Genomic DNA, 23,528 nt, shown 5'->3' with positions numbered 1-23,528 from the left:
ATCGGTGTGCAACGGACGTAGTTTCACAGGTACGTGCAATTGCACGAAGGTGTGAAAATGTCGAAGGAGCGGGATATGACCAGCCAGGTGGCAACTGTGCGCATGGCGTACGCGACCAAGACCTCCACCGGGGGCGCCCCCGTCGATGTGTCCTCGTGGACGCTGCGCGGTGTGGGCGCGATCCGCGTCCTGTACGGCCTCGTCGCGTTCGCCACGCTGATCCTGGGGACCGATGTCGGCACCGGAATGGCCGTCCCCGTCTTCGTCGTGGTCGGCCTCGTGTCCGTCCTGCTCGGCCTGGCCGCCGTTGCTCTGACTCCCCGGCTACTGGACCGCGACGACGCTGTCCTGGCCGCCGTTGGCGTCGACGCGATCCTCGTAGTCCTCGGCGTGGCCGCGCTCATGGTGGGCTGGGATCAGTTCACGGTCGCCGCCGCCGTCGTCGTCCTCGGCGCGGTGGTGATCGGGGCGTTGTCCGCGGCGGTCGTCGCCATCGTCACGGCGGTGCGCGAAGCCTGATCCGCTGACGCGGTGCGAAGTGCCCGAGCGGCGCCCCCGGAATTCCGGAGGCGCCGTTCGTGCCCACCGCTATCGGTGGGCCGGTGCATCGGCCTGTGCGGTCCTCGGTGTCAGGTGGTCGCCGCGACCGGGGCCGCGGCGATCATCCAGTTGCTGAACTCGTCGGCCAGGTGCCACTGGTGCTGGTGGATGAGCCGGTCGGGCAGATTGCCCGGGAACTGCACCGTCAGTAGGGCTTCGAGAGTGCCGTCGCGGTCGCGGAACTGGTGGCGGACGCCGCCGATGACCAGGCCGTCGTCGAGCAGGGCCTGGCCCGCCACCTGGATGGGGTAGTCGGGAGCGACGGGGATGGTCAGCGCTTCGGTTCTGGTGTAGTCGACGAGGAACCGCGAGGCCGTGGGCGAGCCGCCGGTTGTTTCGACGACTTCCTGACGGCCGTCGGGCAGGCCGCGCAACAGGTAGTGGTCCGGGGTGGCGGCCACCATGTCGACCTCGGCGTCGGTGATGGTCAGGTCGTTGAACCAGTCGGCGAATCGCTGCGCGGAGTAGTGGGGGACTTCGAGGCGGGTGACCGAGTACTTGGCTCGGCCCCGGCTGGTGGCGACCCCGATTCGTGCCATCCGGTCCGAGATCGCCAGATCGCGCTTGAGCATGGCGTAGATCCCCGCGTGACCCAGCTCGGTCTTCATGGCAGTGAGGGCCTCGCGCTGGACGTCGAGGGGCGCGTCCAGCGCCCTGCCGATCGTGAAATCGGGCAGGAGTTCGGCTACTCCGCGGTGCCCCAGGCGCGCGGCGAACCTCTTGAGCACCGCTTCGGCGCGCCGCGCTTCCCAGGCGCGAACCTGCTGGCGTGTGACGGTCTCCGCGCCGAGGAATGTTCGGATTTCGATGGGATCGTCCATGTCGACTACCTCTCATTAAAGCTATTGGAACTTGCGTTAAGACTGCCTTCCTGCGCCTGGAAACGCAAGTTCGTGTGGCGTTAATTATGCGCAGACCGTTGACAACGTGACGGTGGTAACGGAAGCTGTGTTATCGCAAGTTGAGCTAGCTTTAAATCGAAGGGAATTGGTCAATGCTGACCAGAAGAAGCCTCATCGTCCGTGCCGCCGGGGTGACGGCCGCCACCGCGGCGGCCGCTTATGCCGGTGCGGGAACCACTTTCGCCGACCCTGGTCCGTCGGCAGCCGGACTGCGGACATACATCGACGGACGCTTGGTCGAGCAGGGCCGGGTCGTCGAGTGGGAACGACGGCGGCTCTCGGTCGCCGCGGCGCGGCTGCGCAAGGACTACGTCGGCCTGCTGACCGGTGAACTCGACTCACTGCTCGCCCGCTTCGCGATCGACGTCGACGACATCCCCGCCGCCCGAGCGGTGCTGGCACAGACTCGCGTGCTGATCGGCTCCAGCGGACTGCGTGAGCTGCTCGCCGGTGAGCTCGTCGCCTCCGAGGCCGCCACCCGTGCCACGCTAGCGGCCTCGGGTGGACGCTGGGCCGTGTCGACTGTCGAGATCGCCAGTGATCGTGGCACCGCGCAGGGCTTCATCGACACGTTCGACCGGGCACGGGTGAGCAACGATCAGGCGTTCTGGACCGACGCCTGCCCGGACCACTACATCATCGCCACCATGCCCGACGGGCGGCAGGAGGTCGTCGAGGTGACCGGTGGAGCCATGCTCGCCAGCCGGTTCCTCGTCGAGTACACCGACCCGGCGAAGGTGGTGGTCGCCGCGGATCCGGCCTACCCGTTCGCGGTCGCCGGCGCGGCCAGGCTCGCCGACGGTGAACTCATCGGCGGGGTCTGCCATCAGTTCCGTGACGAACCCGGCGGCGGGTTCCGCAGTCAGCTGAAAGTCGCGTTTCCCGCGGCGGTGCCCGGTTTGTACATCAGCGAGCACCAGTGGCATCTCGCGACCGAATTCGGCAACTGGATCGAGGCATACCTGCGCTGACCCGGATGGGGCCGGACGCACCGGGCCCATCGATCGGCATTGGGCATACGGCACGGCCGTCGAGTAGAACTGGACCATGGATCAGAGTGGACTCGATGCCGACGAACAGTCGGTGACACCCCCGGCTCCGCGTAAGCGGACCGGGGGACGCTCGGCGCGGGTGCGCGACGCTGTTCTGACCGCGACCCTGGAGCAGGTGACCGAGCACGGCATCGAGGGTTTGACCATCGGTGACGTCGCGGCTCGCGCCGGTGTCGCCGAGACGACGATCTATCGCCGCTGGGGCACCCGGACGGCGTTGATCGCCGAGGCGGTCACCGAGCTCGCCGCCGTCGGGAATCCCGCGCCGGACACCGGCAACTTGCGATCGGATCTGGCGGTGCTGGCCGGACAGGTTTCCGACCTGATCTCGCGTCCGGGGATGGCGCGGCTGGTGGGCACCACCGTGGCTCTGTCGTCCGATCCGGAGGTCGACGCCGCGCGCCGCAAATTCTGGAACGATCGCTTCGAGCGCAGCTCCCAGGTGATCACGAACGCGGTGGCGCGCGGTGAACTCCCGGCATCGGTGAATCCGCGCGCTGTTCTCGAAACCCTTTCCGCACCACTGTATTTCAGGCTCTTGGTCGGAGAACAGGCGATCGACGACGTGTTCATCGCACGCTGCATCGACGACACCCTCGCTCTCCATGGCGAACGGACCTGAGGACAGTCACGCCTCGCGAACGGATCAAGTCGGTGTGAAGCCCGCACCCCCCTTCCGTGTGGGCTTCACACCGAATCTCATCGGGCAGGGGCGGTGGCGAGCGCGACCGTGAGATCTGCTCCGGTGGCGGCTCGAACGTCGGATTCGCTGACTCCCGGCGCCATTTCGACAAGTGTCAGCCCGTCGGGGCCGATGTCGAGCACGGCCATCTCGGTGATGATCCGGTGCACGCAACCCAACCCGGTCAGTGGCAGGGTGCACTGCTCGACGATCTTGGGTTCGCCACTGCGGGAACGGTGTTCCATCATCACGATCACCCGTTTCGCGCCGTGGACCAGGTCCATCGCGCCACCCATGCCTTTGACCATCTTGCCCGGAATCATCCAGTTCGCCAGGTCACCGTGGGCGCTGACCTGCATCGCGCCCAGCACGGCGACGTCGACGCAGCCGCCGCGGATCATCCCGAAGGACTGCGACGAGTCGAAGTAGGAGGCACCGGGCAGGACGGTGATCGTCTCCTTGCCCGCGTTGATCAGCTCGGGATCGACTTCGTCCTCGGTCGGGTAGGGCCCGACGCCCAGGACGCCGTTCTCCGAATGCAGTACGACCGTGACATCCTCGGACAGGTAGTTCGGCACCAACGTCGGCATCCCGATACCGAGGTTGACGTACTGGCCGTCACTGAGCTCGGCAGCCACCCGGGCCGCCAACTCCTGGCGTGTCCACGTCATGCGCGCACCGTCCTGTTCTCGATTCCGACCTCGACTGCGCCCACGTGCACCACGCGCTGCACATGGATGCCGGGGGTGTGTACTTCGTCCGGATCCAGTTCGCCCGGCTCCACCAACTGCTCGACCTGGGCGATGGTGATCCGGCCCGCCGTGGCAGCGGGCGGATTGAAGTTGCGCGCGCTGCGCCGGTAGACGAGGTTGCCGTGACGGTCGCCCTTCCAGGCGTGGACCAGCGCGAAATCGGTGACGATCGCGTGTTCGAGCACATAGTGCACCCCGCCGAACACCCGCGTCTCCTTCGGGGGACTGGCCAGCGCGATCCCGCCGTCGCCGTCGTAGCGCAGCGGCAGTCCGCCGTCGGCGACCTGTGTACCGACACCCGCAGGGGTATAGAACGCCGGAATGCCCGCACCGCCCGCCCGCATCCGCTCGGCCAGGGTGCCCTGCGGCGTCAGTTCCACTTCGAGCTCGCCGGCGAGGAACTGACGTGCGAACTCCGCGTTCGATCCGACGTAGGAGCTGGTCGTGCGGCGGATCCGGCGCGCTTCGAGGAGCACGCCCAATCCGACGCCAGCGGTGCCGCAGTTGTTGCTGACGACCTCGAGATCGGTGGCGCCGTGGGCGAGTACGGCGTCGATGAGTACCTGCGGCACGCCGACCAGGCCGAATCCGCCGACCGCGAACGACGCGCCGTCCTGAATATCGGCGACGGCCTCGGCGGCCGTCGCAATGACTTTGTCCATCACACCAGCGATGCTAGCCGAGATGTTCGCAATGCGCACTGATGTTCGTATAGCGAACACTTGCGTAGGCTGGAGTTGTGGACGTAGCGTGTTCGCAATACGGACTTGTGTTCGCATCATGAACAAGTGTTCTTCGTGCATGCCGAGCCTCGTGCCGGGCCGTCGCGACGTAGCCTCGGGCCCGGCTCGGTGCACCGACGTTCGCCGCGGGGTGGACGCCATCGGGCCCAGTGGGAGAAGGAGTTACGGCAGCCATGACAGAACCGTCGCCGGATTACGTGCAGTCCCTCGCGCGCGGCCTCGCCGTCATTCGGGCCTTCGATGCGGAGCATCCACGGCGCACCCTCAGCGAGGTCGCCCAGGCCACCGATCTGACCCGGGCCACCGCCCGGCGTTTCCTGCTCACCCTGGTCGAGCTCGGCTATGTGCGCTCGGACGGAAACCAGTTCTGGCTCACGCCGCGCGTGCTCGAGCTCGGGTACAGCTTCTTGTCCAGCCTGAGCCTGCCCGATCTGGCGGGCCCGCACCTCGAGGCGCTGGCCGAGAAGGTTCGTGAGTCGACCTCGGTGTCGATTTTGGACGGCACCGACATCGTCTACGTGGCCCGTGTCCCCGTCAGCCGGATCATGACCGTGTCGATCAACATCGGGACCCGTTTCCCCGCCTACGCCACCTCGATGGGCCGGGTCCTGCTCGCCGACCTCGACACCGACGCGCTGGAGAACTACCTGGCGAAGGTCGACTTGACGCCCCTCACCGACATGACGGTCACCACGAAACGACAACTGCGCGCCGAGCTGGCCCAAGTCCGCGCAGATGGCTACTGCGTCGTCGACCAGGAACTCGAGCACGGTCTGCGGTCGATGGCGGCGCCCGTGCGCGACCAGCACGGTGTGGTCGTCGCCGCGGTGAACATCTCCACCCAGGCCGCCCGATACACGCTCGGCGAGGTGCGCGACTCCCTGGTTCCTGCCCTGCTCGAGACCGGTGCCGCGATCGAGCGCGACCTCACCCGGATCCGATCCACCACCTGACACCTACGAGGAAGAGCTATGCCCGAAGCTGTTATCTGCGAACCACTGCGAACCCCGGTCGGACGATTCGGCGGGGTGTTCAAAGACATCGCCCCGCAAGACCTCGCCGCGGCCGTGATCACCGAACTGATCGCCCGCACCGGACTCGACGCCGCGACCGTCGACGACGTCATCCTCGGGCAGTCCTCGCCCAACGGCGAGGCGCCCGCGATCGGCCGCATCGCCGCGCTGGACGCGGGCCTGGGGATCGGCGTACCCGGCATCCAGGTGGACCGGCGCTGCGGGTCGGGTCTGCAGGCAGTGCTGCAAGCCTGCATGCAGGTGCAATCGGGCGGCAGCGATCTCGTCCTGGCGGGCGGCGTGGAATCCATGAGCCGCACCGAGTTCTACGCCACCGACATCCGCTGGGGCATCCGTGGCGACGGGCCGGTGTTGCACGACCGCCTCGCGCGTGCGCGAATCACCGCTGGCGGCAGGAACTTTCCGGTCGCCGGCGGCATGATCGAAACTGCGGAGAACCTGCGCGCGCAGTTCGCCATCAGCCGCGCGGACCAGGACGCGCTCGCCGTGCAGTCGCACCAGCGCGCCGTCGCCGCGCAACGTGATGGTCGCTTCGAGGCGGAGCTGGTGAGTATCGCTGTGCCGCAACGTAAGCGGGAGCCACTGCTGGTGCGCACCGATGAGCATCCACGAGCCGATACCGACCTCGATACGCTGGGCAAGTTGCGCCCGATCCGTCTCGGCATCGATCCCGAATCCACGGTGACTGCCGGAAATTCCAGCGGTCAGAACGACGGCGCGGCCGTCTGTATCGTGACGACACCGCAGCGTGCGCAGGCGCTCGGGCTGCGCCCCCTCGCTCGACTGGCGTCGTGGGCGGTCGCGGGCGTACCGCCGTCCACCATGGGCATCGGACCGGTACCCGCGACCGAAAAAGCGCTCGCACGAATAGATCTCACACTCGACGACCTGGACGTGATCGAACTCAACGAGGCCTTCGCCGCACAGACACTGGCCGTCCTGCGGACCTGGAAGATCGAACCCGACGACCCGCGCGTCAACCCCAACGGCTCGGGAATCTCCCTCGGTCACCCGGTCGGCGCTACCGGCGCCAGAATCCTGGCCACCCTGCTGCACGAACTGGCCCGCCGCGAAGGCCGCTACGGCCTCGAAACGATGTGCATCGGCGGCGGACAGGGGCTGGCGGCCGTATTCGAACGCCTCTGATCCATTCGGGACCCGGTCGCGACTAGCTCTCGCGGCCGGATTTTACCGCGGGTGGTCGCACGATGTTGGCACCGAGTAGATCCAGTGCGTCGACCGCATTCGTCACGCGCAGGGGCGATTCGGTGTCGGTCTCACCGAGCTGTGCGGCGACCCATGCCCGGGTGGGGCCGGATTCGTGGCGGCCCGCGACGAACCACACGCCGCGCGCGGGTTCGCTCGACTGGTTGACGTACATGTGCGGCCGGGTGGAATCGAAGCACAGCGAGTCGCCCGCGCCGACGGTGTACCTGTCGAAATCGAGCAGCAGCGTCAGCTCCCCGGTGAACAGGTAGGCGTACTCGGTTCCGGAGTGGCGCATCGGCATTCGGTCCACCGAGCTCGCGGCACCCGGCTCGTAGGTGACCAGCAGGGCGTCGACGCCCGCGTCCGGGTCGAGCGCGAGCTTTTCCCACCGGACCCCGTTGGCCATCTCGAGCACCGGGTTGTCCGCGGCGCGTTGAACCACTCCGGTGGATCGGCTCGTGCCCGAGTGTCCGGCCGGTTCGGCGGTGGGCTCGGCGCGGCCGTACCGCAGGCCCAGGAGATCATCGAGGGAGACCTCGAGATGGTTGACGAGGGCGTAGAGGGTGCTCACCGACGGCTGGGACTTGTTGTTCTCGATCTGGGAGAGCTGGCTGGCGGAGATGCCCGCCGCGGCCGCCAACCCGCGCAGGCTCGAACCCCGATCCAGACGCGCCTGCTTCAATGCCGGCCCGATCCTGTCCTGCATCAGCGCACCTCTGTCCACTCGCCGAAACGAAATCAACTATCAGTGAACACTACGGGTTCACTATGGATGAACACTACCTGCGGCGCGTGGTGGATTCGGATAGTCCCGTCTCGACGTGCTGTTTCGCGGGAAACTTGCCTCCCGAGGTGCATGTTCTCGGTGGTTAGAACATCGGCGGCGAGTCTCCTCGATGTGGCGACCGTTGTTCCGTGGTTGACATCACTCTCTATATGTTTAATGATACTGAACACATTCACGGTGGCTTCAGCCCCGTTCCCCGTCATCGACGACGAAGGAGACTCGTGTCTTTCCCGATTGCGCGACTTCGGTCGACCTGCTTTTCTCCGCCTCTCACCACCGCTCACCGATTCGCGGCGACCGTCTGCGTAGCGGGGGAGGGGACGTGCTGATCGGATTCGCGGGCCTGGGCCGAATGGGCAGGCCGATGGCCGCCCACCTGGCCGCGGCAGGGCACACCGTTCTCGCCTATGACCCCCATGTCGAGCAAGCGCCCGAGGGGGTCGGTCTCGCCGACTTCCCCGACGCGCTGGCCGCCGCCGCGTTGACGATCAGCATGCTGCCCGATGGTGAATCCACGCGGGGCCTGGTGATCGAGGGTCTGCGCACTGTCGCGCCCGGCCACCTGCACATCGTGATGGGTACCGTCGGCCCTGAGGTCGTGCGCGAACTCGCCGACCTGCCGCACCTAGCGGTGATCGATGCGCCGGTGTCGGGCAGTGTGTCGATGGCCGAAACCGCCGCCATCACCACGATGGTCGGCGCCACGCCCGAACAGTTCGAGCGGGCACGACCGGTCCTGGCCGCGATGACCACCGCCCAGTTCCACGCCGGACCGGTCGGCTCGGGGTCCACGGCCAAACTCGCGGTCAACGCGGTCCTGGCCGGGCTGAGTCAGGCTGTCGCAGAAGGACTTCTGCTCGCCGAAGCCGGTGCCCTCGACCCTGCCACGTTCTACGACATCCTGCGCAACAGCGCGGCGGGCGCCCCGTATGTCGGCTACAAGCAGCAGGCCTACCTCGCGCCGGAGTCGACCCCGGTCGCGGCGCCGGTATCGCTGATCCGCAAGGACCTCGGCCTGGCTCTCGCGCTGGCCCACAGTCACCGGCTGATTCTGCCCGGGTCCGAAGCCGCGTTCGCCGTACTCGACGATGCCGTGGCCACCGGGCTGGGTCAGGCCGACATGGCCGAGGTCCTCACCGTCCTGCGCCGCCGCAACGGCGTGATGTTGCGTGAAACCCTGTCCACCGCACCACAGACCGGAGCCCTCTCATGACCGATACTCTCGCCACGGCTGAGATCGAATCGACCATCCGCTCGCTCGAACACGCTCGCTACGCCGCGGTGGTGGCAGGCGACATCGAAGGCTTCGCCGCCTTCGCGCACCCCGAGTTGCTCTACACGCACTCCAACGCCGTGGTCGACACCCTCGACAGCTACCTGGAGAAACTGCGCACCGGCTTCTACGTCTACCACCGGATCGAGCACCCGGTACACAAGATCGTCGTCGTCGGCGACACCGTACTGGTCTCCGGTGAGATGCGCGCCGACATCACCGCCGGTGGGGTGCGCAAACAACTCGCCAACAGCGCGCTCGCGGTCTGGGTGCGCGACGGCGATCGGTGGCTGCTGCTGGGCTACGGACCCACGGTCATCCCGGGAGCGATCTGATGACCCAGTTCACCTATGACGGTCTGCCGGGCCGGGTCGTCTTCGGCGCCGGTGCCGCGCGCACCAAGTTGCTCACCGAGCTCGACCTGCTCGGCGCGGGCCGCGTGCTGCTCATCGCCACCGATGCCGAGAACGGCACCGCGACACAGCTGTGCGCACCGTTCGCCGATCGGGTGGTCGCGACCTTCTCCGAGGTCCGTCCCCATGTGCCCGCCGAGGTCGCCGAGCTCGCCCGCAAGGTCGCACTCGACGCCGACGCCGACGTGGTGCTGTCGGTGGGCGGCGGCTCGACGACGGGAACGGCCAAGATCGTCGCCCTGACCACCGGTCTGCCGGTGCTCGCTGTGCCGACGACTTATGCCGGCTCCGAAGTCACCCCGGTGTGGGGTCTGACCGAGCGGGGGCGCAAGACCACCGGGACCGATCGGCGGGTGATGCCCAAGACCGTCGTCTACGACCCGGAGCTGACTCTTTCTCTGCCGGTGGAACTTTCGGTCGCCAGTGGACTCAACGCGGTGGCGCACTGTGTCGAGGCCTTCTGGGCGCCACGGCGAAGCCCGGTGTCCAGCGCGGTCGCCGAAGACGGCATCCGTCACTTGGTGAACGGGCTGACCACCATCGCGTCCACCCCGACCGGCCTGGCCAGTCGCGGTGAACTACTGCTCGGCGCTTATTTGGCCGGATCGGCGTTCGCCGTCGCCGGATCCGGGCTGCACCACAAGATCTGCCACGTCCTCGGCGGGGCGTTCGACCTGCCCCACGCCCACACCCACGCCATCGTGCTGCCCTACGTACTGGCTTACAACGCTCCCAACGCGAGCGAGGCCACCGACCGTATCGGTCGTGCGCTCGGGCGAGTCGACATCGTCGCCGGACTGCGTGAACTGGGTGGTGAGGTCGGTGTACCGGCGGGGCTACGTGAGCTCGGCATGGACGAGTCCGGCATCGACGACGTGATCGACGACATCCTGGCGATCGCTCCCGCCGACAACCCCACACCCGTCACTCCGGACGGACTCCGTGCGATCCTGCACGGCGCGTGGGCGGGATCCGAACCCGCCGGGCCGACGGCATGAGCGGCGACCCGGCTACCGCCGTCGACAAGGAACAAGCCGTCACCGAGGAGGTGCTGGCCAGCTTCGACGCCACCCCCGATCCTCGGCTGCGCGAAGTGATGCACAGTCTCGTGCGCCACCTGCACGCCTTCGCCCGCGACGTTCGGCTCACCGAACACGAGTGGGAGTCGGCTATCGAATTCCTCACTCGCGCAGGACATATCACCGACAGTCGGCGTCAGGAATTCATTCTGCTCTCCGATGTGCTCGGCCTGTCGATGCTCACGGTCGCCATCAACGAACCCGCCGAGCCCGGCGCTACCGAGTCGACGGTGTTCGGTCCGTTCTTCGTCGATTCCGCACCGGAGATTCCGCTCGGAGGCGATATCGCCCGCGGCGCGAAGGGCCTACCCTGCTACGTCTCGGGCCAGGTGCGCACCACCGGTGGCGAACCGATCGAGGGGGCGCGCATCGAAGTGTGGGAAGCCGACTCCGACGGCTTCTACGACGTCCAGTACACCGACGACCGCTCGGCCGGTCGCGGCTGGCTGCGCTCGGGTGCGAACGGCGAGTACCGATTCTGGTCGGTACTGCCCGCGCCGTATCCGATTCCCCACGACGGCCCGGTCGGCGACCTGCTGACCGCCACCGCCCGCGGCCCGATGCGCCCCGCGCATCTGCACTACATGGTCACCGCACCGGATTTCCGGCCCCTGATCACCCATATCTTCGTCGCGGGCGACCCCTACCTCGACTGCGACGCGGTGTTCGGAGTGAAGGAGAACCTCGTCGTCGAGGCCGTCCACCACGCCGACACCACCGCTCCTGACGGGACGCATCCGCCGGACGGCTGGACGAGCATCACGTTCGACCTGGTGCTGGCCACCCACGACGGCAGCTAGCGCCCCGTCACACACACGACCGGACCCGTCGAGGTCCGGATCGAACGGCACCGCCATGCCTTACGCCGGATTACACACCGGCAGGCGATGACTCGGTGCCGGTTCCACCCGTGCAGCGAACACCCGTTCCCTGCAATTCGAAGATCACTGCTGCCCGGGCACGACCCCCAGCAGCTCACACTGGAGGTACAACGATGCGACGTACACGTTGGATCGTGCTCGGCGGGTGTTTCCTCGCCTACCTGTTCGACGCTTTGGAAATCGTCCTACTTTCCATGGCGCTACTGTCCATCCGTAAGGATCTGGGCATCACGATCACCCAGGGCGGCCTGCTGGCGACCGCCACCCTGGTCGGCATCGGTGTCAGCAGCGTCCTCGGCGGCTATGTGGCCGACAACTTCGGGCGCAAGAAGGCACTGCTCGCCGCGCTGAGCATCTTCGGCATCTTCACCGCGGCGATCTACGTGGTTCCGAGCTATGAGATCTTCCTGCTGCTGCGGTTCCTCGCCGGTATCGGGCTCGGCGCTGTCTGGAGCGTGGTCTCGGCCTACGTGGTCGAGACGTGGCCCGAAAAGCACCGTGGTCGAGCAGCCGCATTCGTGATCAGCGCCTTCCCCGCCGGTGGTGCGATGGCAGCCACGATCTCGGGCTGGTTCCTGCCGGATTGGCGACTGATGTTCCTGGTGTCGGGCTGTGCGGTCGTACTGCCGATCGCGATCGTCGCGATCTTCTTCTCCGAATCCGCCACCTGGGCAGCTCAAAAGGCCGACAACGCCAACGATGTCGTCTCTGTGCGCGATGTCCTGGGTTCCTCCCTGCGCCGCAGGACACTGCTCGGCACCCTCATGGCGGCTCTCGCGCTGTTCGGCTACTGGGGCTCGATGACCTGGCTGCCCACCTACCTCACCACTGAGCGTGGTCTGGCTACGACCTCGGTCGCGCTGTTCATCACGATGCTGAATCTGGGAATGTTCGTCGGCTACAACGGGTTCGGCTACCTCGCCGATCACATCGGCCGTCACCGGACGATCATCATCACCTTGCTCGGTGTCACGCTGACCCTGCCGATCTACGCACTCACCACCCAGGAAACCGCCCTGCTGTGGATGGGACCGCTGTTCGGCGCGTTCACCGCCTTCTTCGGCCTGTTCGGCTCCTACCTCGGGGAACTGTTCCCGACCAGGGCCCGCGCGACCGGTGCCGGCTTCTGCTTCAACGTCGGCCGTGGTGTGTCGGCGCTGGCGCCGTTCGCTCTGGCCGGACTGGCGGCGAGCATCGGATTCCAGGGTGGTCTCATCGTGTGCGCGGGCTTCTTCGGCCTCGCCGCGGTGGTGGCGTTGTTCCTGCCCCGCGGCAGCACTGTCACCGATGACGTTGTCGCCCAAACGGTTACCGACCCACGTGACGGAGAACCCGTCAAGGTGTGACACCAATGGTCTGGGTCGCCCATGGCGACCCAGACCATCTGTCGTCATCCGAACCCTGTCCACCATCTCGACGAGGAAGACACTGCTGTGCCATCGACGATGCAAGCCGCCGTCTACTACGGCCCCCGCGATATCCGACTCGAAGAAGTCGACATCCCCGCTCCGGGCACCGGGGAAACACTCCTGCGGGTGCTGCGCTCGGGAATCTGCGGGACCGACGCCTCCGAGTGGACCGCCGGACCGAAAACCTTTCCCGTGCAACGCCGCCACCCCCACAGCGGGCACCTCGGCCCGATCATCCCCGGCCACGAATTCGTCGGCGAGATCGTCGAAGCCGACCCGGGTTCCGGCCTCACCGAGGGCAGCCTGGTCGCCAGTGGCGCCGGTGTCTGGTGCGGCAAGTGCCGACGATGTGGCGAAGGCCGAACCAACCAGTGCACGCGGTACCGAACCCTCGGGCTGAACGTCCACGGCGGGATGGCCGAATTCGTCGCCGTCCCGACGAAGACACTGCGTCCGTTGCCCACCGGGTTGTCCCTGGACCACGCCGGACTCGCCCAACCCCTGTCTGTCGGCATCCATGCGGCTCGTCGGTCCGGTGCGCGCGAGGGCGACAACGTCGTCATCATCGGTGCCGGCGCGATCGGCTCGTTCGTCCTCGCCGGTCTGCGACACCTCGGCGAGTTCGACATCACCGTCATCGATTTCCCCGGCAGCCGCCTCGACCGCGCGCAACGTCTGGGCGCCGATCGCACCCTCGCTCCGTCGGAGTCCGTCGCCGCCGATGTCACCGACGCACTCGACGGCCGCAAACCCGACGTCGTGATCGAGGCAAGCGGGGCGCCCGGCCAGCTGGCGGCGGCACTCGAGATGGTCATCGACGGCGGCCGTGTCCAAGCCGTCGGCATCCCCAAGGACAAGCCCGCCCTCGACATGCACTCGATGATCTTCCGCGAGATCACCCTCGACACGACGCTGGCCCACGTCTGCGACACCGACCTCCCCGCCGCATTGCACATCCTCGCGGCAGACCCGCTGCTCGGCACCGAATTCGCCGAAACCCCGGTAGGACTCGCGCATCTGGGCGCATCACTGGATCGGCTCGCCGCCGGGCAGGTGGAAGGCAAGATCCTTATCGATCCTGGCGCGTGACCGGTTCCGCACAAGCTTTGCGCCGGGGTCAAGGCCCCGGCGTGGCGGCGGACCCGCAGGGATGGCAGGCAGATCGACTCGATCGCTGGCGGCCAGAATCAGTCCGCCTCGCACCCGTCAGATGGCCATCCATGGTGACGATTCAGGGCCGCCGTTTCGCGGCCGTGTCGGAGCGCTCCCGTGCCACGTATATTTCAGCCGATGCACGCGTCCGACGAGCGACAGCCGTTGATCTCACGGTGGTCCGGCACAGGGCGCTTGCGTCCCGGTGTACTCGAGATCGAGGGTCCGCTGGGAAGTTTGCCGGGACATTCTCACCACTCCGTGCAGGTGGCCGTCGCCCACGAGGGAACGTTCGTCATCGAGGATCTCCAGGGCCGTCAGCGACGTACGAACGCGGCGATCGTTCCCGCCGATCAGTCGCACGCGTTCAGCGCCGCCGGCGCCTGGGGCGTCGTGGCGCACGTCGAGCCCGAGTCATCTCTGGGTGCCGAGCTGATCGAGCTGGTCGACGATCCGTCCCACGCTCGTGCCTGGGATCACGCGGGACAGACCCTGGTCAAGGGGCACAGCGCGTACGTCGAGGGGCGCCTGCGCTCTCCCGGAAACACCTCGCACCCGCTTCATCCGGGAGTCGCTGCCGCGCGCAGCCACCTTCAGACCGAGCTGGACTCACGACCCATCCGGCTTCGCGACCTCGCCGCGACCGTTCATCTGTCGGAGAGCCGGCTGTCCCATCTCTTCGCCCAGGACCTCGGAATCACCTTCCGGGCCTACGTGAGATGGCTCCGGCTGCTCCGGGCGACCGCAGCGGTCGCGCAGGGCCGGACGCTCACCGATGCGGCTCACCTGGCGGGGTTCACCGACAGCTCCCATCTCACGAGGACGTGTCGCCGAACCTTCGGCGGCCCTCCCACCGCGTTCAGCACGATCCGCTGGGAGATCCTGCCGACCTAGCAGGTTGGTCCAATCCTGGACCGAGGCGAAGCGGCGAGGCTCGAGCAGACCCGAAAGGAACTGCTCGTGAACACATCACCCATCTTCGACTCCTTCACACCGGACGACGGCGGCCCCCGACTCACCTCACTCCACTGGGTCCCGAGCGGGCCCGCGCGGGCCAGTGTCGTCATCATGCACGGTCTCGGCGAGCACGCCGCCCGCTACGACAGCACGGCTCGGTTGTTCACCGCGGCCGGCTTCTCCGTGCTTGCCATGGACTACGAAGGATTCGGGCGATCCGAAGGACGCCGCGGCGACGTCCGATACCAGTCGACGGCGCGGGCCGTGGACCTTCTCATCGCACACGAGCGTGCGCGAACGGGCGGCGCGCCGGTCGTGCTGTACGGCCACAGCCTGGGCGGGCTCTACGCGTTCCTCTACGCAGCGGACCGGCCGGGGACGGACGTGGCAGCGGTGGTGGTGACCGGACCCGCTTTCGACTCGGAGCTGCGGAATCGGCGGCTGAAGGTGGCCGTGGTCAGGAGCCTCGGCGGCGCCTTCGCCACCCTGACGTTGCCGAACGGGCTGCGGTTCGAGCGTGTCAATCGCGACCCCGGCGTCGTCGCCGAACGGTACGCCGATCCCTTGGTCCATGGGCGAGCGACCGCACGCTTCGCGATCGATGTCTTGGCACAGATGGATCGCGTGGCATCGGCTGCCACCCGAGTCGCCGTACCACTACTCGTGGTTCATGGCGACGCCGATCTGATCAATCCGCTCTCCGCCAGCCGCCGGGTGGTCGACCTCGTGTCGTCGGCGACGCTGAGGACCTGTCCGGGCGTCTACCACGGGTTGGAGGAGGAAGCCGAGGGGCCGGCCATCCTGGCCGACGTCATCGCATGGATCGACCGGACGCTGGCGGCCTTCGCCGGCCAGGCGCCGGTGGTACCGGTCCAGCCCATCGACCCGCGCACCGAGCGCGAGGAGGAGCAGTCATGACGACAGTCCGTGCGCGCGGTAGTGCTACCGGATCGAATTTCCTCGAAGTCGCGTGGTTCTTCGCGATCGCCATCGTGCTGTGCTACACGCTGTCCGTTCCGATGGTCTTTCGGCTGGTCTCCACGGACTTCGACAACCTGATCGTTCCGATCCTGCAAATGACCCCGCTGCTCGCGGCGATCATCATGTGGCTCGCCCGACGACCCGGAACGTTCGGCGAAACTTTCGCCACCGGGTGGCGCGGCACACCCAAGTGGTCAGGCATCGGCATCGGCCTCATCACCGCGATCGCCGCCATCCAGGCCTGCATCGCACTGTCATCGGGGATCTGGCCGCTCAACCCGCTCGACCAGATCTTGGCGGCGACAGTATGGGTCGTTCCGGTCTTCCTCCTGCAGTCGGTCTTCGCTGTCGGAGAGGAGTTCGGCTGGCGCGGCTGGCTGGCGACCCGCGCCGCGTCATGGGGATTCTGGCCGCTGGCCCTTGTCAGTGGTGTGGTCTGGATCGTCTGGCACCTGCCGGTGCTCGCCGTCATCGGAGACCGCCCACCGTGGGACATCGTCATCTATTTCGCGGGCATGCTGCCGTGGGCGCCGCTGCTTCTAGCACTTCGCCGGCGGTCGGGGAGTGTCTGGCCGGCAGTCATGACGCACGGAGCGATCAACAGCGTCCGGGTGTACCTGCTGCAATCCGTTCCCGATGCGACAGATCATCTGCTCATCGAAGTGATCGGCTGGGTGCTGACGCTCGCCGCTGCGCTGTGGCTGATGCGCACGAGCCCGGCGCTGGTCGTCCAGGGAGCCGTTGAAGCTCGCCCACTTCCACAGCGCGGCGGCGGCGAAGAGCGGGTATCCCAGCGGCCCTGACCAAGCCTGCGGCGTGCGCGTCGTTCCCAGGCGGGGCCGGGCAGTCGCTGGTCGCACCGCGGCGCAGCGAGTGTGTCAACAGATCGGTAGTGGGAACGCGCACGGTAACTCGAACCGAAGGAGCCCTCGTGACCAGTCGCCCAGACCTCCCCGCACCCGAACAGGGTCTGATCCTCACCCATTTCCTGACCGTGCGCGATGTGGTCCGCTCGCGCGATTTCTACGCCGACATCCTCGGCGGCCAGGTCGTTCTCGCGGAAAATCCGGCTATCGTCAAGGTCGCCAACAGCTGGATCATCATGAATCCCGGCGGTGGACCAACCCCGGACAAGCCCGACATCACGCTGGCACCGCCGACGGCCGGCGAGGTGGTCTCGTCGTTTCTCAACGTGCGGGTCGCCGACATCGCCGCTTTCTATGCCGACGTCACCGCCAAAGGCGCACAGTTCTTGACCGAGCCGCTGGACCGCAAGGCCGAACTACGGTGCTACCTGCGCGACCCCGATGGCTACCTGATCGAGGTCGGTCAGGCCACCGGGATGCTGAAAGGCATCTTCGCCGACTGACCGACACGCTGCCGTCGCTCGTTCGCGACGAAATCCGCCGCGCTCCAGCGACTCGGGTGATCGAACAGTCACACCAAAGAGATGGGAGCACCAGTGCCGCACCACAACCCCCGCGACCACCACCGCCCACTGCTCTGCCGGGTGCTCGGCCTTCGAGTCGGGCCGAGGCGATGACCGGGCCCGAGGCGGTGACCGAACCGGGCCCGCGCTTCGACGATCTGCGCGCGCTGTTCATCAATTGCACGCTCAAACGTTCGCCCGAGCCCAGCAATACCGACGGGCTGGTGCGGTTGAGTGCGCAGATCATGCGTCGGCGCGGTGTCGAAGTCGAGGAGCTGCGCGCGGTCGACCACGATATCGCGACCGGAGTGTGGCCTGACATGACCGAGCACGGAGCCCCGACCGATGAATGGCCGCAGATCTTCTCGCGCGTGCTCGACGCCGACATCCTGGTTCTGTGCGGCCCGATCTGGCTGGGCGACAACAGTTCGGTGATGAAACGGGTGATCGAACGCCTCTACGGATGCTCGTCGCTGCTCAACGATGCCGGTCAATACGCTTACTACGGGCGGGCAGCGGGGTGTCTGATCACCGGTAACGAAGACGGTATCAAGCACTGCGCGATGAATATCCTCTACAGCCTGCAGCACCTCGGGTACACCATTCCGCCGCAGGCTGATGCCGGATGGATCGGGTCGGTCGGTCCGGGTCCGTCCTATCTCGATCCGGATTCGGGCGGACCGGACAACGATTTCACCAACCGCAATACGTCGTTCATGACCTTCAACCTCATGCACGTGGCGGCCATGCTGCGGCGCAACGGCGGAATCCCGGCCTTCGGAAACCAGCGCAGCGAGTGGGACGCCGGATGCAGGCCCGACTTCGACAATCCGGAGCACCGATGAATCACGCCGAGGAACTGGGATCCGGATCCGCGACGCTGGTGACAGTCAGGACCCGATGCGGTTGTCGAGACATTTCAAGACCCAGCTGAACCCGGCCGAGGCGATGAGTTTGCCGGCGGGACCGAACACGAATCCGATACCTCGCACGGGTGAATCGAACTCCGACGTCCAAGTGACAAGGGTCGTGCCTGGCGAGGTCGACTCGAACTCGACACGGCCGAGTTTGTGCTGCAACGGTGGCCGCGCCTTGCGGATCCTGTACTCCATCAGGACGGGCCGGTCGAAGGCGGTGATCTCCTCCCGGAACCAGGCGATGCCGGCGTTCACCTCGCGGATCGCGCCGAGCCCGTTCGGTTCGGTGTCGCCGGGCCGGACCACAGTGGCCGACACGATGCCGGGCACCAGCGCCAGCGCCGCATGGTCGGTGTAGGCGTCGAACACCGCTCCGATCGGGGCGTCGATGCTGCGTTGCACTTTCACGACGGTCATGGACAGAAATCCCTTCGGTTCACCACGGTCCGGCCTGGACCGGGACGGGTATCGCTGGCGCGGGTGGTTGCGCTTCGGCGGTGACCGTCGCGCGAGCATCAGCGCTGTCGACCGTGCGCTCGGCCGGCGCTTCCCTGACTATGCCAGTGCCCCGCCGCGGTGGACGACTGCGCCACGGGCGCTCATGTGCTGAGAGATGACCGTGCCCCGGTGCCATCGATTGTGTCGGTGGCATCCGGGGCACGGAAGGGTGAATCAGCCCAGGTCCGGGTGGCCGACCCACTCGACAATCTTCCAGCCCTTCTGCGGGCTGCCCTCGAGGACGACGCGGCCGCCGTTGCGCATCGGATCGGTGCCGAGTTTGCTCTTGTCGGCGTTGGCGGCGTTCATCATCGACCAGAACATGATGGTGCCGCCGTGCGAGAAGATCACCGGGTTGGCGCAGCCGCGGCGCTGCACATCGAGCAGTGCCTGATCGACGCGGCCGTCGAACTCGTTGCCGTCGATGGAGCCTGGAATCCGTGCGCTCAGGTCGCCGGAGAGCCACTTGATCGGCGCCTGTAGGTAACCGGACATCGCCTCGGCCTCCGGGGTGCCCTCGTACTGGCCTGCCTCGATCTCCCGGAAACCGGGCTGAATGTCGAGACTCAGGTCCTGCTTGGCGACGGTCGGTGCCGCGGTCTGCTCGGTACGCACCATGGTGGACGCGAAGGCGCAGTCGTAGTTCTTGTCGCCCAGCTGGATGGCCAGATTGTCTGCCTGTGACCGGCCGCGTGAGGTCAGGTCGGGTCCGGGCACCTTGGTGTCGATCAGGCCGGAGGTGTTACCGAGGGACTCGGCATGGCGCACCAGGGTGATGACCATGTCGCCGCTGCTGCCGGAACTGCTGCCGGAACTGCCGAAGTCGATATCGGCGGACGCGACGCCGGTGGTAGCGGTTGTGGCCGCGACCGCCATCACAGCAAGGGACAATCGAAGAGGTCGGATTCGCATGGGTGGGAATGCCTTTCATTGTGGCGAACGCCAATTCCGGTATGTCGAAGAACCGGAATTCGGAGTGTCGCGTCTCACAGAAGCAGCTATTTGCCCGAATCAAAGACGGGGTCTCCCGTTCATCGGGAGCTTTCGCGTACTGGACCGCGCAGGCGAAACCACCGGTAGCGGAGGTGCGAGCGGCATGTCGACTCACGCGACCTGCTCACCCGGTCGTTTCGATGCCGCCGATCCGGTGTGCACGGCGATTTCCACAACCCGACAGCACCACGTCCGCGACCGTCGTCAAATGTGGACGGCCGCCGTCGGTGCTCACCTGCTCCAGCACGAGGCGGCTGGTCCGGCCGCGCAGATGCAGCGTCGCTATCTGGTTGCCGAAGAAGGGGCCGGTGACCCGACTCCACTCGACCGACACCGGGGGAACGGTGGACACCCGGTCCAGGAGGAAACGCGTCACCCGTTCGGCGGCCCGACTCCACGAGACCCGGAAGATCGCCTTCATGGCGGTCGGAACGTAGTTGTGCATCGGCGAACAGGTCAGCTGGTAGACCCGGGACCTCACGGCGTCGGGGAACTGCGCTTGCGCGGCATAGGCGTGGTGAACGTCGCCGGACAGCACGCAGATCGTGGCGGGCGCCCGTCCTTCCGGGCCGCTGCACTGTCCGCGCCCGACGCGGGCGACGAGTTGGGCGAGCCGGTCGAATGACTCTCGGAACGCGGCCCAATGTTCCAGATCGGCTGAGCGCCGCAATCTTTCGGACCATCCGGCCACACGTCGGCCGCGGACCCCTGAGGCCATGCGCTCATTCCACGACTCCAGGTCGTGGAGGGCACGCGGCAGCAGCCACGGGAGCGAGCTCCCCACCAGCAGGTGGTCGTAGTCGCCCTCGGTCTGTCGTTCGATCCACGAGAACTCGGGCTCGGAGACCATCGACCGCGTGCCGCCGCCGAGTATGCGTCCGCACCGGGAATCGATGACGAGCAGCCGGGTGGTGCCGAGATCGCGGCGATACGACCATTGCGCTCCCTTGGCGCCGTCGGCTTCTTCGTCCGCTGCGGATGCGAAATCGCGGAGCAACTCCGCGCAGTCGCCGCCCTCGGATCGGATCCGCTGGTAGAGCTCGTCGTCGGCCAGGGCTGCGGGCGAGAGGTTGCCCAGGTGCTGGTAGATCCAGTACGACGACAACGCGCCCACGATGCGTTCCTCCCACCAATCGGTGGCCTCGATCTCGTCACGCCACGATGTCGAGGTGTTCCAGTCGTCGATGACGTCGTGGTCGTCGAAGATCATCGACGACGGCACCGTGGACAGCAGCCAGCGCACCTGCGGGTCGGACCATGACTCGGAATAGAGCCACGTGTACTCCTCGAAGTTGCGGATCTGGGCGCCCGGCGGTTGGTCGAGGTCGTGCACCTCGTCGATGCGACGGAGGATCTCCGGGGACAGCTCATCGGCGTAAACCTGGTCGCCGACCAGCAACAATGCGTCCGGCAGATCTTCGGGCGGGCGTTGCATGGCTCGCCGCGCATAGGCGTCGAGAGCGTCGGCGTCGAAGTGGTCGTTGTCCTGCGTCGCGGTCGGTGTGGCGAATCGGCACGAGCCGAAGGCGAGGATCAGATCGGCGTCGCCTCTGAGCGTGCGAATGACGGACGGGTACGGGGCGTCGGGCAGCGGCCAGACGCGCTTGCCGTTGAGGCTGACCTCGTACCGCGTGACGGAACCCGCCGCCAGTCCCGTGATCAGGACGAGAGCGTAGTGATGTCCGGCGATGGTCCAGGTGTTCTCGTAATGGCCGAGGACCTCGACGGTGCATGGTGCGGAGGTCTCGACCCAGACGGTGGCGTCGCCTTCGCCGACGTGACGCAGCAACGGACCCAGAACCAGCTCGCTCCTGAATTCCGGCAGCCGTGCCATCAGTCCAGCCTATGTCGTGGACCCGCTGTCGAGCAGGGGCATTCTGCCCTTACGGAACTGAATCCGGTTCGACAGGTGGTCGCAGGTCAAAATCCTGTCAGCACGTGGCGAACTGATGCGCGCGGCAGCTGACGTCTACCCGGTGGGCTGCGAGGGAGGAGTGAGATCGCGCGGCGGCGGCATCGGTCGATCGGGCGGGCGAATGATGACGCCTGGCCAGGAAACGCCGCGAACTCCATCGGGGCCGCGCGCGACGCGGATTCCTTCGGCGGTGATCCGAGGGCGGTAGATGGTTGCGCGGTGACCGAATGCCGGGTCGCGATCGATGGAGTTGAACAGCCCCATCCTCGTCAACCACAGCGACGCACGAACTACCTCGTCCTCGGTCAGCGATTCTCCCGGCCAACAGACCGACGCCCCGACGACGAAGGCGCCGAGGACCGGCACCGGGTTGTCGAGGACATCTTCGTTGTGCGCCCATTTCAGCACCGCCTCACGCACCGCCCATTGCCGGTCGGAGTAGCCCGGTGTCGTTCGCGCGGCACTGTCCATCCGCAGCATCGCAGGCTTTTCCATCACGTCACTCCCTATTTCCGAACCGAACGGCCCGTGTCATCACGGCCCGCCCATATCGCTGAGCCGACCGGCCCGGCCGGTCCACCGGCCGGGCCCGAATACGCGAGCTGTCAGTCCTGCTCGGCGGCGCGCTGACGTGCTTCGTTGGCCGATGCCTTCAGCCGTGCCTTCTCGGCTTCGGCTTCCTTCTCCGCGACCTCGCGCTGCGACTCGGCCTTGTCCTGCTGTGCACGGCCTTCGCGCAGCAAGGAGTCGTCGCCCACCACGGCACCCGTGACTTCCTTGGCTTTGCCCTTCACACCCTCGACGACGCCTTTGACTCCGGCCTCTACTCCACTGTCGTTCTCAGACACGACTGTCCCTTCGATCGGCCCAACGTGTCCCCGTGTGACGCGAGCGCAACGCGGGGTGCGGCAGCTCACGACTGCCGTTTACAAGATAAACATATATCCGTTTACCTTGTAAACCACTGTGTCGAAATCTGCAGGGCGGGGTGCGTTGAAATCGGCCGGAACATCCCGGTACCCTGGGGTTATGGCGGCGTGGTGGAGTACCAGAGCCGGAAGATTTTGACAGGAGCTCTGCCCTGAGCGAGGACACGATCGACTCGGGCGCCGAGCTGCGCGACAACGGTTCACGGGACGGGGACGCTCGACGCGCCCCGCGCCTGGACCGGGTCCTGATCCTGGAATCAGCGATTGCGCTGATCGACCAGGAAGGCCTGGGGCATCTCACGATGCGCCGTCTGGGCTCGTGGCTGGGCGTCGAAGCCATGGCCCTGTATCGATACGTTTCCGGGCGTGACGACCTGCTGGCCGGTGTGGTCGATCATCTCGTCGACCAGCTCTACGAGCAGAACCTGATGGAGCCCGACGAAGAGGGCGGCAGCTGGCAGGGGTATCTGCAGCGCCTCGCGCACGGCGTGCGCCGCGTCGCGATCGAGCACCCCGAGGTCTTCCCGTTGATGGCCTCTAGCCCACCGCAGGCGCCCTGGCTGTGCCCGCCGCTGCGGAGTCTGAACTGGATGGAATCCTTCCTCGAAACCATGCTCCACTATGGCTTCGACGATCGTCAGGCAGTCCAAATCTATCGGTCTTTCGCGACGTTCCTGCTCGGCCACCTCCTTCTCGAGGTAGCAACCAGGGGGGTCGAGCTGAGCCCGATCACCACCGCCGAGCCCGGACAGCACGAATCATCGGAGCTGGCCGACTACCCCCACGTCTATCGCCTGCAGAGCCACCTGGCAGCCAACCGCTCGGCCGATGAATTCGAAGAATCTCTCGAGGCATTGCTCGATCGGCTCGAAGGGATGCGCCGCGCTCGACAACGCCCGTGAGTGGTGGTTCGACATGCCGTAGCCGCGGTCGGATCGGTA

General features: G+C 66.7%; 26 protein-coding genes. 17 read left to right on the top strand and 9 right to left on the bottom strand.

Features of this window, described 5'->3' with window-relative positions:
- Positions 1-75 precede the first annotated feature (75 nt).
- Entirely contained in the window at positions 76-519 is a 444-nt protein-coding gene (locus ACWGCN_RS03575) for a hypothetical protein (RefSeq protein WP_452457395.1), read from the top strand.
- A 110-nt stretch (positions 520-629) separates the two neighbouring features.
- Here the strand turns inward: ACWGCN_RS03575 and ACWGCN_RS03570 are convergent, their stop codons facing one another.
- Positions 630-1,421, bottom strand: coding sequence for a hypothetical protein (locus ACWGCN_RS03570; RefSeq protein ID WP_379311989.1), 792 nt, complete (start codon positions 1,419-1,421; stop codon positions 630-632).
- Between the two features lie 173 nt (positions 1,422-1,594).
- On the opposite strand from ACWGCN_RS03570, the gene ACWGCN_RS03565 reads away from it, so the two are divergent.
- Both ACWGCN_RS03565 and ACWGCN_RS03560 read left to right on the top strand, forming a co-directional pair.
- Positions 1,595-2,473 carry a hypothetical protein gene (locus ACWGCN_RS03565; RefSeq protein WP_452458065.1) on the top strand — a complete coding sequence of 293 codons (879 nt, stop codon included), beginning with the start codon at positions 1,595-1,597 and terminating at the stop codon, positions 2,471-2,473.
- 76 nt (positions 2,474-2,549) lie between these two features.
- Entirely contained in the window at positions 2,550-3,176 is a 627-nt protein-coding gene (locus ACWGCN_RS03560; protein WP_378992807.1) for a TetR/AcrR family transcriptional regulator, read from the top strand.
- Positions 3,177-3,253: 77 nt separating this feature from the next.
- Here the strand turns inward: ACWGCN_RS03560 and ACWGCN_RS03555 are convergent, their stop codons facing one another.
- Positions 3,254-3,907: a CoA transferase subunit B gene (locus ACWGCN_RS03555; RefSeq protein ID WP_452458064.1), complete on the bottom strand. Its 654-nt coding sequence runs from the start codon at positions 3,905-3,907 to the stop codon at positions 3,254-3,256.
- Positions 3,904-4,650 (bottom strand): CoA transferase subunit A, encoded by a 747-nt coding sequence (locus ACWGCN_RS03550; protein WP_378992811.1) that lies wholly within the window; start codon positions 4,648-4,650, stop codon positions 3,904-3,906. The genes ACWGCN_RS03555 and ACWGCN_RS03550 overlap by 4 nt, the downstream gene beginning before the upstream one ends.
- 254 nt (positions 4,651-4,904) lie before the next feature.
- Here ACWGCN_RS03550 and ACWGCN_RS03545 point away from each other — a divergent pair, with 254 nt between their 5' ends.
- Positions 4,905-5,684, top strand: coding sequence for an IclR family transcriptional regulator (locus ACWGCN_RS03545; protein WP_378992813.1), 780 nt, complete (start codon positions 4,905-4,907; stop codon positions 5,682-5,684).
- 18 nt (positions 5,685-5,702) lie between these two features.
- Complete coding sequence (locus ACWGCN_RS03540; RefSeq protein WP_452458063.1) at positions 5,703-6,911, top strand: acetyl-CoA C-acetyltransferase; 1,209 nt, start codon at positions 5,703-5,705, stop codon at positions 6,909-6,911.
- 22 nt (positions 6,912-6,933) lie between these two features.
- On the opposite strand, the gene ACWGCN_RS03535 is transcribed toward ACWGCN_RS03540, so the two are convergent.
- Entirely contained in the window at positions 6,934-7,680 is a 747-nt protein-coding gene (locus ACWGCN_RS03535) for a helix-turn-helix domain-containing protein (protein WP_452458062.1), read from the bottom strand.
- Positions 7,681-8,083: 403 nt separating this feature from the next.
- Here ACWGCN_RS03535 and ACWGCN_RS03530 point away from each other — a divergent pair, with 403 nt between their 5' ends.
- The 11 genes from ACWGCN_RS03530 (at position 8,084) to ACWGCN_RS03480 (ending at position 18,180) form a co-directional block, all read left to right on the top strand.
- Positions 8,084-8,974, top strand: coding sequence for an NAD(P)-dependent oxidoreductase (locus ACWGCN_RS03530; protein WP_378992819.1), 891 nt, complete (start codon positions 8,084-8,086; stop codon positions 8,972-8,974).
- On the top strand, positions 8,971-9,369 hold the full coding sequence (locus ACWGCN_RS03525; RefSeq protein WP_452458061.1) for a nuclear transport factor 2 family protein: 399 nt from the start codon (positions 8,971-8,973) through the stop codon (positions 9,367-9,369). Before ACWGCN_RS03530 ends, ACWGCN_RS03525 begins: the two co-directional genes overlap by 4 nt.
- Positions 9,369-10,445 (top strand): maleylacetate reductase, encoded by a 1,077-nt coding sequence (locus tag ACWGCN_RS03520; protein ID WP_452458060.1) that lies wholly within the window; start codon positions 9,369-9,371, stop codon positions 10,443-10,445. Before ACWGCN_RS03525 ends, ACWGCN_RS03520 begins: the two co-directional genes overlap by 1 nt.
- Complete coding sequence (locus ACWGCN_RS03515) at positions 10,442-11,326, top strand: intradiol ring-cleavage dioxygenase (RefSeq protein WP_452458066.1); 885 nt, start codon at positions 10,442-10,444, stop codon at positions 11,324-11,326. Before ACWGCN_RS03520 ends, ACWGCN_RS03515 begins: the two co-directional genes overlap by 4 nt.
- Positions 11,327-11,520: 194 nt before the next feature.
- Entirely contained in the window at positions 11,521-12,753 is a 1,233-nt protein-coding gene (locus ACWGCN_RS03510) for an MFS transporter (RefSeq protein WP_452458059.1), read from the top strand.
- Between the two features lie 21 nt (positions 12,754-12,774).
- Positions 12,775-13,905: a zinc-dependent alcohol dehydrogenase gene (locus ACWGCN_RS03505; protein ID WP_452458058.1), complete on the top strand. Its 1,131-nt coding sequence runs from the start codon at positions 12,775-12,777 to the stop codon at positions 13,903-13,905.
- A 201-nt stretch (positions 13,906-14,106) separates the two neighbouring features.
- Positions 14,107-14,862 (top strand): helix-turn-helix transcriptional regulator, encoded by a 756-nt coding sequence (locus ACWGCN_RS03500; RefSeq protein WP_452458057.1) that lies wholly within the window; start codon positions 14,107-14,109, stop codon positions 14,860-14,862.
- A 66-nt stretch (positions 14,863-14,928) separates the two neighbouring features.
- Complete coding sequence (locus tag ACWGCN_RS03495) at positions 14,929-15,843, top strand: alpha/beta hydrolase (protein ID WP_452458056.1); 915 nt, start codon at positions 14,929-14,931, stop codon at positions 15,841-15,843.
- Positions 15,840-16,709: a CPBP family intramembrane glutamic endopeptidase gene (locus tag ACWGCN_RS03490; protein ID WP_452458055.1), complete on the top strand. Its 870-nt coding sequence runs from the start codon at positions 15,840-15,842 to the stop codon at positions 16,707-16,709. The genes ACWGCN_RS03495 and ACWGCN_RS03490 overlap by 4 nt, the downstream gene beginning before the upstream one ends.
- Before the next feature lie 128 nt (positions 16,710-16,837).
- A complete protein-coding gene (locus tag ACWGCN_RS03485; RefSeq protein ID WP_452448696.1) occupies positions 16,838-17,275 on the top strand; it encodes a VOC family protein in 438 nt (145 codons plus the stop codon).
- 170 nt (positions 17,276-17,445) lie between these two features.
- On the top strand, positions 17,446-18,180 hold the full coding sequence (locus ACWGCN_RS03480) for a flavodoxin family protein (protein ID WP_449971299.1): 735 nt from the start codon (positions 17,446-17,448) through the stop codon (positions 18,178-18,180).
- Between the two features lie 45 nt (positions 18,181-18,225).
- Here ACWGCN_RS03480 and ACWGCN_RS03475 read toward each other — a convergent pair whose 3' ends face one another.
- From ACWGCN_RS03475 to mbp1, 5 genes are all read right to left on the bottom strand, one after another.
- Positions 18,226-18,669, bottom strand: a complete 444-nt coding sequence (locus ACWGCN_RS03475; RefSeq protein WP_452458054.1) for an SRPBCC family protein — start codon at positions 18,667-18,669, stop codon at positions 18,226-18,228.
- Between the two features lie 255 nt (positions 18,670-18,924).
- A complete protein-coding gene (locus tag ACWGCN_RS03470) occupies positions 18,925-19,626 on the bottom strand; it encodes a histidine phosphatase family protein (protein WP_452458053.1) in 702 nt (233 codons plus the stop codon).
- Between the two features lie 241 nt (positions 19,627-19,867).
- The gene (locus ACWGCN_RS03465) at positions 19,868-21,577 is read right to left on the bottom strand and encodes an alkaline phosphatase D family protein (protein ID WP_452458052.1); all 1,710 of its coding nucleotides are present in this window, start codon (positions 21,575-21,577) and stop codon (positions 19,868-19,870) included.
- Positions 21,578-21,712: 135 nt separating this feature from the next.
- Positions 21,713-22,153 (bottom strand): hypothetical protein, encoded by a 441-nt coding sequence (locus tag ACWGCN_RS03460; RefSeq protein ID WP_452458051.1) that lies wholly within the window; start codon positions 22,151-22,153, stop codon positions 21,713-21,715.
- A gap of 110 nt (positions 22,154-22,263) precedes the next feature.
- Positions 22,264-22,506: a microaggregate-binding protein 1 gene (gene mbp1, locus ACWGCN_RS03455; protein WP_452458050.1), complete on the bottom strand. Its 243-nt coding sequence runs from the start codon at positions 22,504-22,506 to the stop codon at positions 22,264-22,266.
- A 266-nt stretch (positions 22,507-22,772) separates the two neighbouring features.
- On the opposite strand from mbp1, the gene ACWGCN_RS03450 reads away from it, so the two are divergent.
- Positions 22,773-23,489 carry a TetR/AcrR family transcriptional regulator gene (locus ACWGCN_RS03450; protein WP_387447011.1) on the top strand — a complete coding sequence of 239 codons (717 nt, stop codon included), beginning with the start codon at positions 22,773-22,775 and terminating at the stop codon, positions 23,487-23,489.
- Positions 23,490-23,528 lie beyond the last annotated feature (39 nt).

The sequence above is a fragment of the Nocardia sp. NPDC055050 genome, assembly GCF_053608345.1.
The sequence above is the reverse complement of the archived record's forward strand: the minus strand, read 5'-3'. Positions and strand labels throughout refer to the sequence as shown.

What these genes read in the sequence shown, in the direction of transcription:
- ACWGCN_RS03545 (WP_378992813.1), top strand. Translation starts at nt 4,905, where the DNA reads ATGACAGAACCGTCGCCGGATTACGTGCAGTCCCTCGCGCGCGGCCTC.
- ACWGCN_RS03465 (WP_452458052.1), bottom strand. Translation starts at nt 21,577, where the DNA reads ATGGCACGGCTGCCGGAATTCAGGAGCGAGCTGGTTCTGGGTCCGTTG.
- ACWGCN_RS03565 (WP_452458065.1), top strand. Translation starts at nt 1,595, where the DNA reads ATGCTGACCAGAAGAAGCCTCATCGTCCGTGCCGCCGGGGTGACGGCC.
- ACWGCN_RS03525 (WP_452458061.1), top strand. Translation starts at nt 8,971, where the DNA reads ATGACCGATACTCTCGCCACGGCTGAGATCGAATCGACCATCCGCTCG.
- ACWGCN_RS03480 (WP_449971299.1), top strand. Translation starts at nt 17,446, where the DNA reads ATGACCGGGCCCGAGGCGGTGACCGAACCGGGCCCGCGCTTCGACGAT.
- ACWGCN_RS03490 (WP_452458055.1), top strand. Translation starts at nt 15,840, where the DNA reads ATGACGACAGTCCGTGCGCGCGGTAGTGCTACCGGATCGAATTTCCTC.
- ACWGCN_RS03505 (WP_452458058.1), top strand. Translation starts at nt 12,775, where the DNA reads ATGGCGACCCAGACCATCTGTCGTCATCCGAACCCTGTCCACCATCTC.
- ACWGCN_RS03470 (WP_452458053.1), bottom strand. Translation starts at nt 19,626, where the DNA reads ATGGCGGTCGCGGCCACAACCGCTACCACCGGCGTCGCGTCCGCCGAT.
- ACWGCN_RS03575 (WP_452457395.1), top strand. Translation starts at nt 76, where the DNA reads ATGACCAGCCAGGTGGCAACTGTGCGCATGGCGTACGCGACCAAGACC.
- ACWGCN_RS03500 (WP_452458057.1), top strand. Translation starts at nt 14,107, where the DNA reads ATGCACGCGTCCGACGAGCGACAGCCGTTGATCTCACGGTGGTCCGGC.
- ACWGCN_RS03555 (WP_452458064.1), bottom strand. Translation starts at nt 3,907, where the DNA reads ATGACGTGGACACGCCAGGAGTTGGCGGCCCGGGTGGCTGCCGAGCTC.
- ACWGCN_RS03520 (WP_452458060.1), top strand. Translation starts at nt 9,369, where the DNA reads ATGACCCAGTTCACCTATGACGGTCTGCCGGGCCGGGTCGTCTTCGGC.
- ACWGCN_RS03540 (WP_452458063.1), top strand. Translation starts at nt 5,703, where the DNA reads ATGCCCGAAGCTGTTATCTGCGAACCACTGCGAACCCCGGTCGGACGA.
- ACWGCN_RS03475 (WP_452458054.1), bottom strand. Translation starts at nt 18,669, where the DNA reads ATGACCGTCGTGAAAGTGCAACGCAGCATCGACGCCCCGATCGGAGCG.
- ACWGCN_RS03550 (WP_378992811.1), bottom strand. Translation starts at nt 4,650, where the DNA reads ATGGACAAAGTCATTGCGACGGCCGCCGAGGCCGTCGCCGATATTCAG.
- ACWGCN_RS03570 (WP_379311989.1), bottom strand. Translation starts at nt 1,421, where the DNA reads ATGGACGATCCCATCGAAATCCGAACATTCCTCGGCGCGGAGACCGTC.
- ACWGCN_RS03535 (WP_452458062.1), bottom strand. Translation starts at nt 7,680, where the DNA reads ATGCAGGACAGGATCGGGCCGGCATTGAAGCAGGCGCGTCTGGATCGG.
- ACWGCN_RS03560 (WP_378992807.1), top strand. Translation starts at nt 2,550, where the DNA reads ATGGATCAGAGTGGACTCGATGCCGACGAACAGTCGGTGACACCCCCG.
- ACWGCN_RS03510 (WP_452458059.1), top strand. Translation starts at nt 11,521, where the DNA reads ATGCGACGTACACGTTGGATCGTGCTCGGCGGGTGTTTCCTCGCCTAC.
- ACWGCN_RS03460 (WP_452458051.1), bottom strand. Translation starts at nt 22,153, where the DNA reads ATGGAAAAGCCTGCGATGCTGCGGATGGACAGTGCCGCGCGAACGACA.
- ACWGCN_RS03515 (WP_452458066.1), top strand. Translation starts at nt 10,442, where the DNA reads ATGAGCGGCGACCCGGCTACCGCCGTCGACAAGGAACAAGCCGTCACC.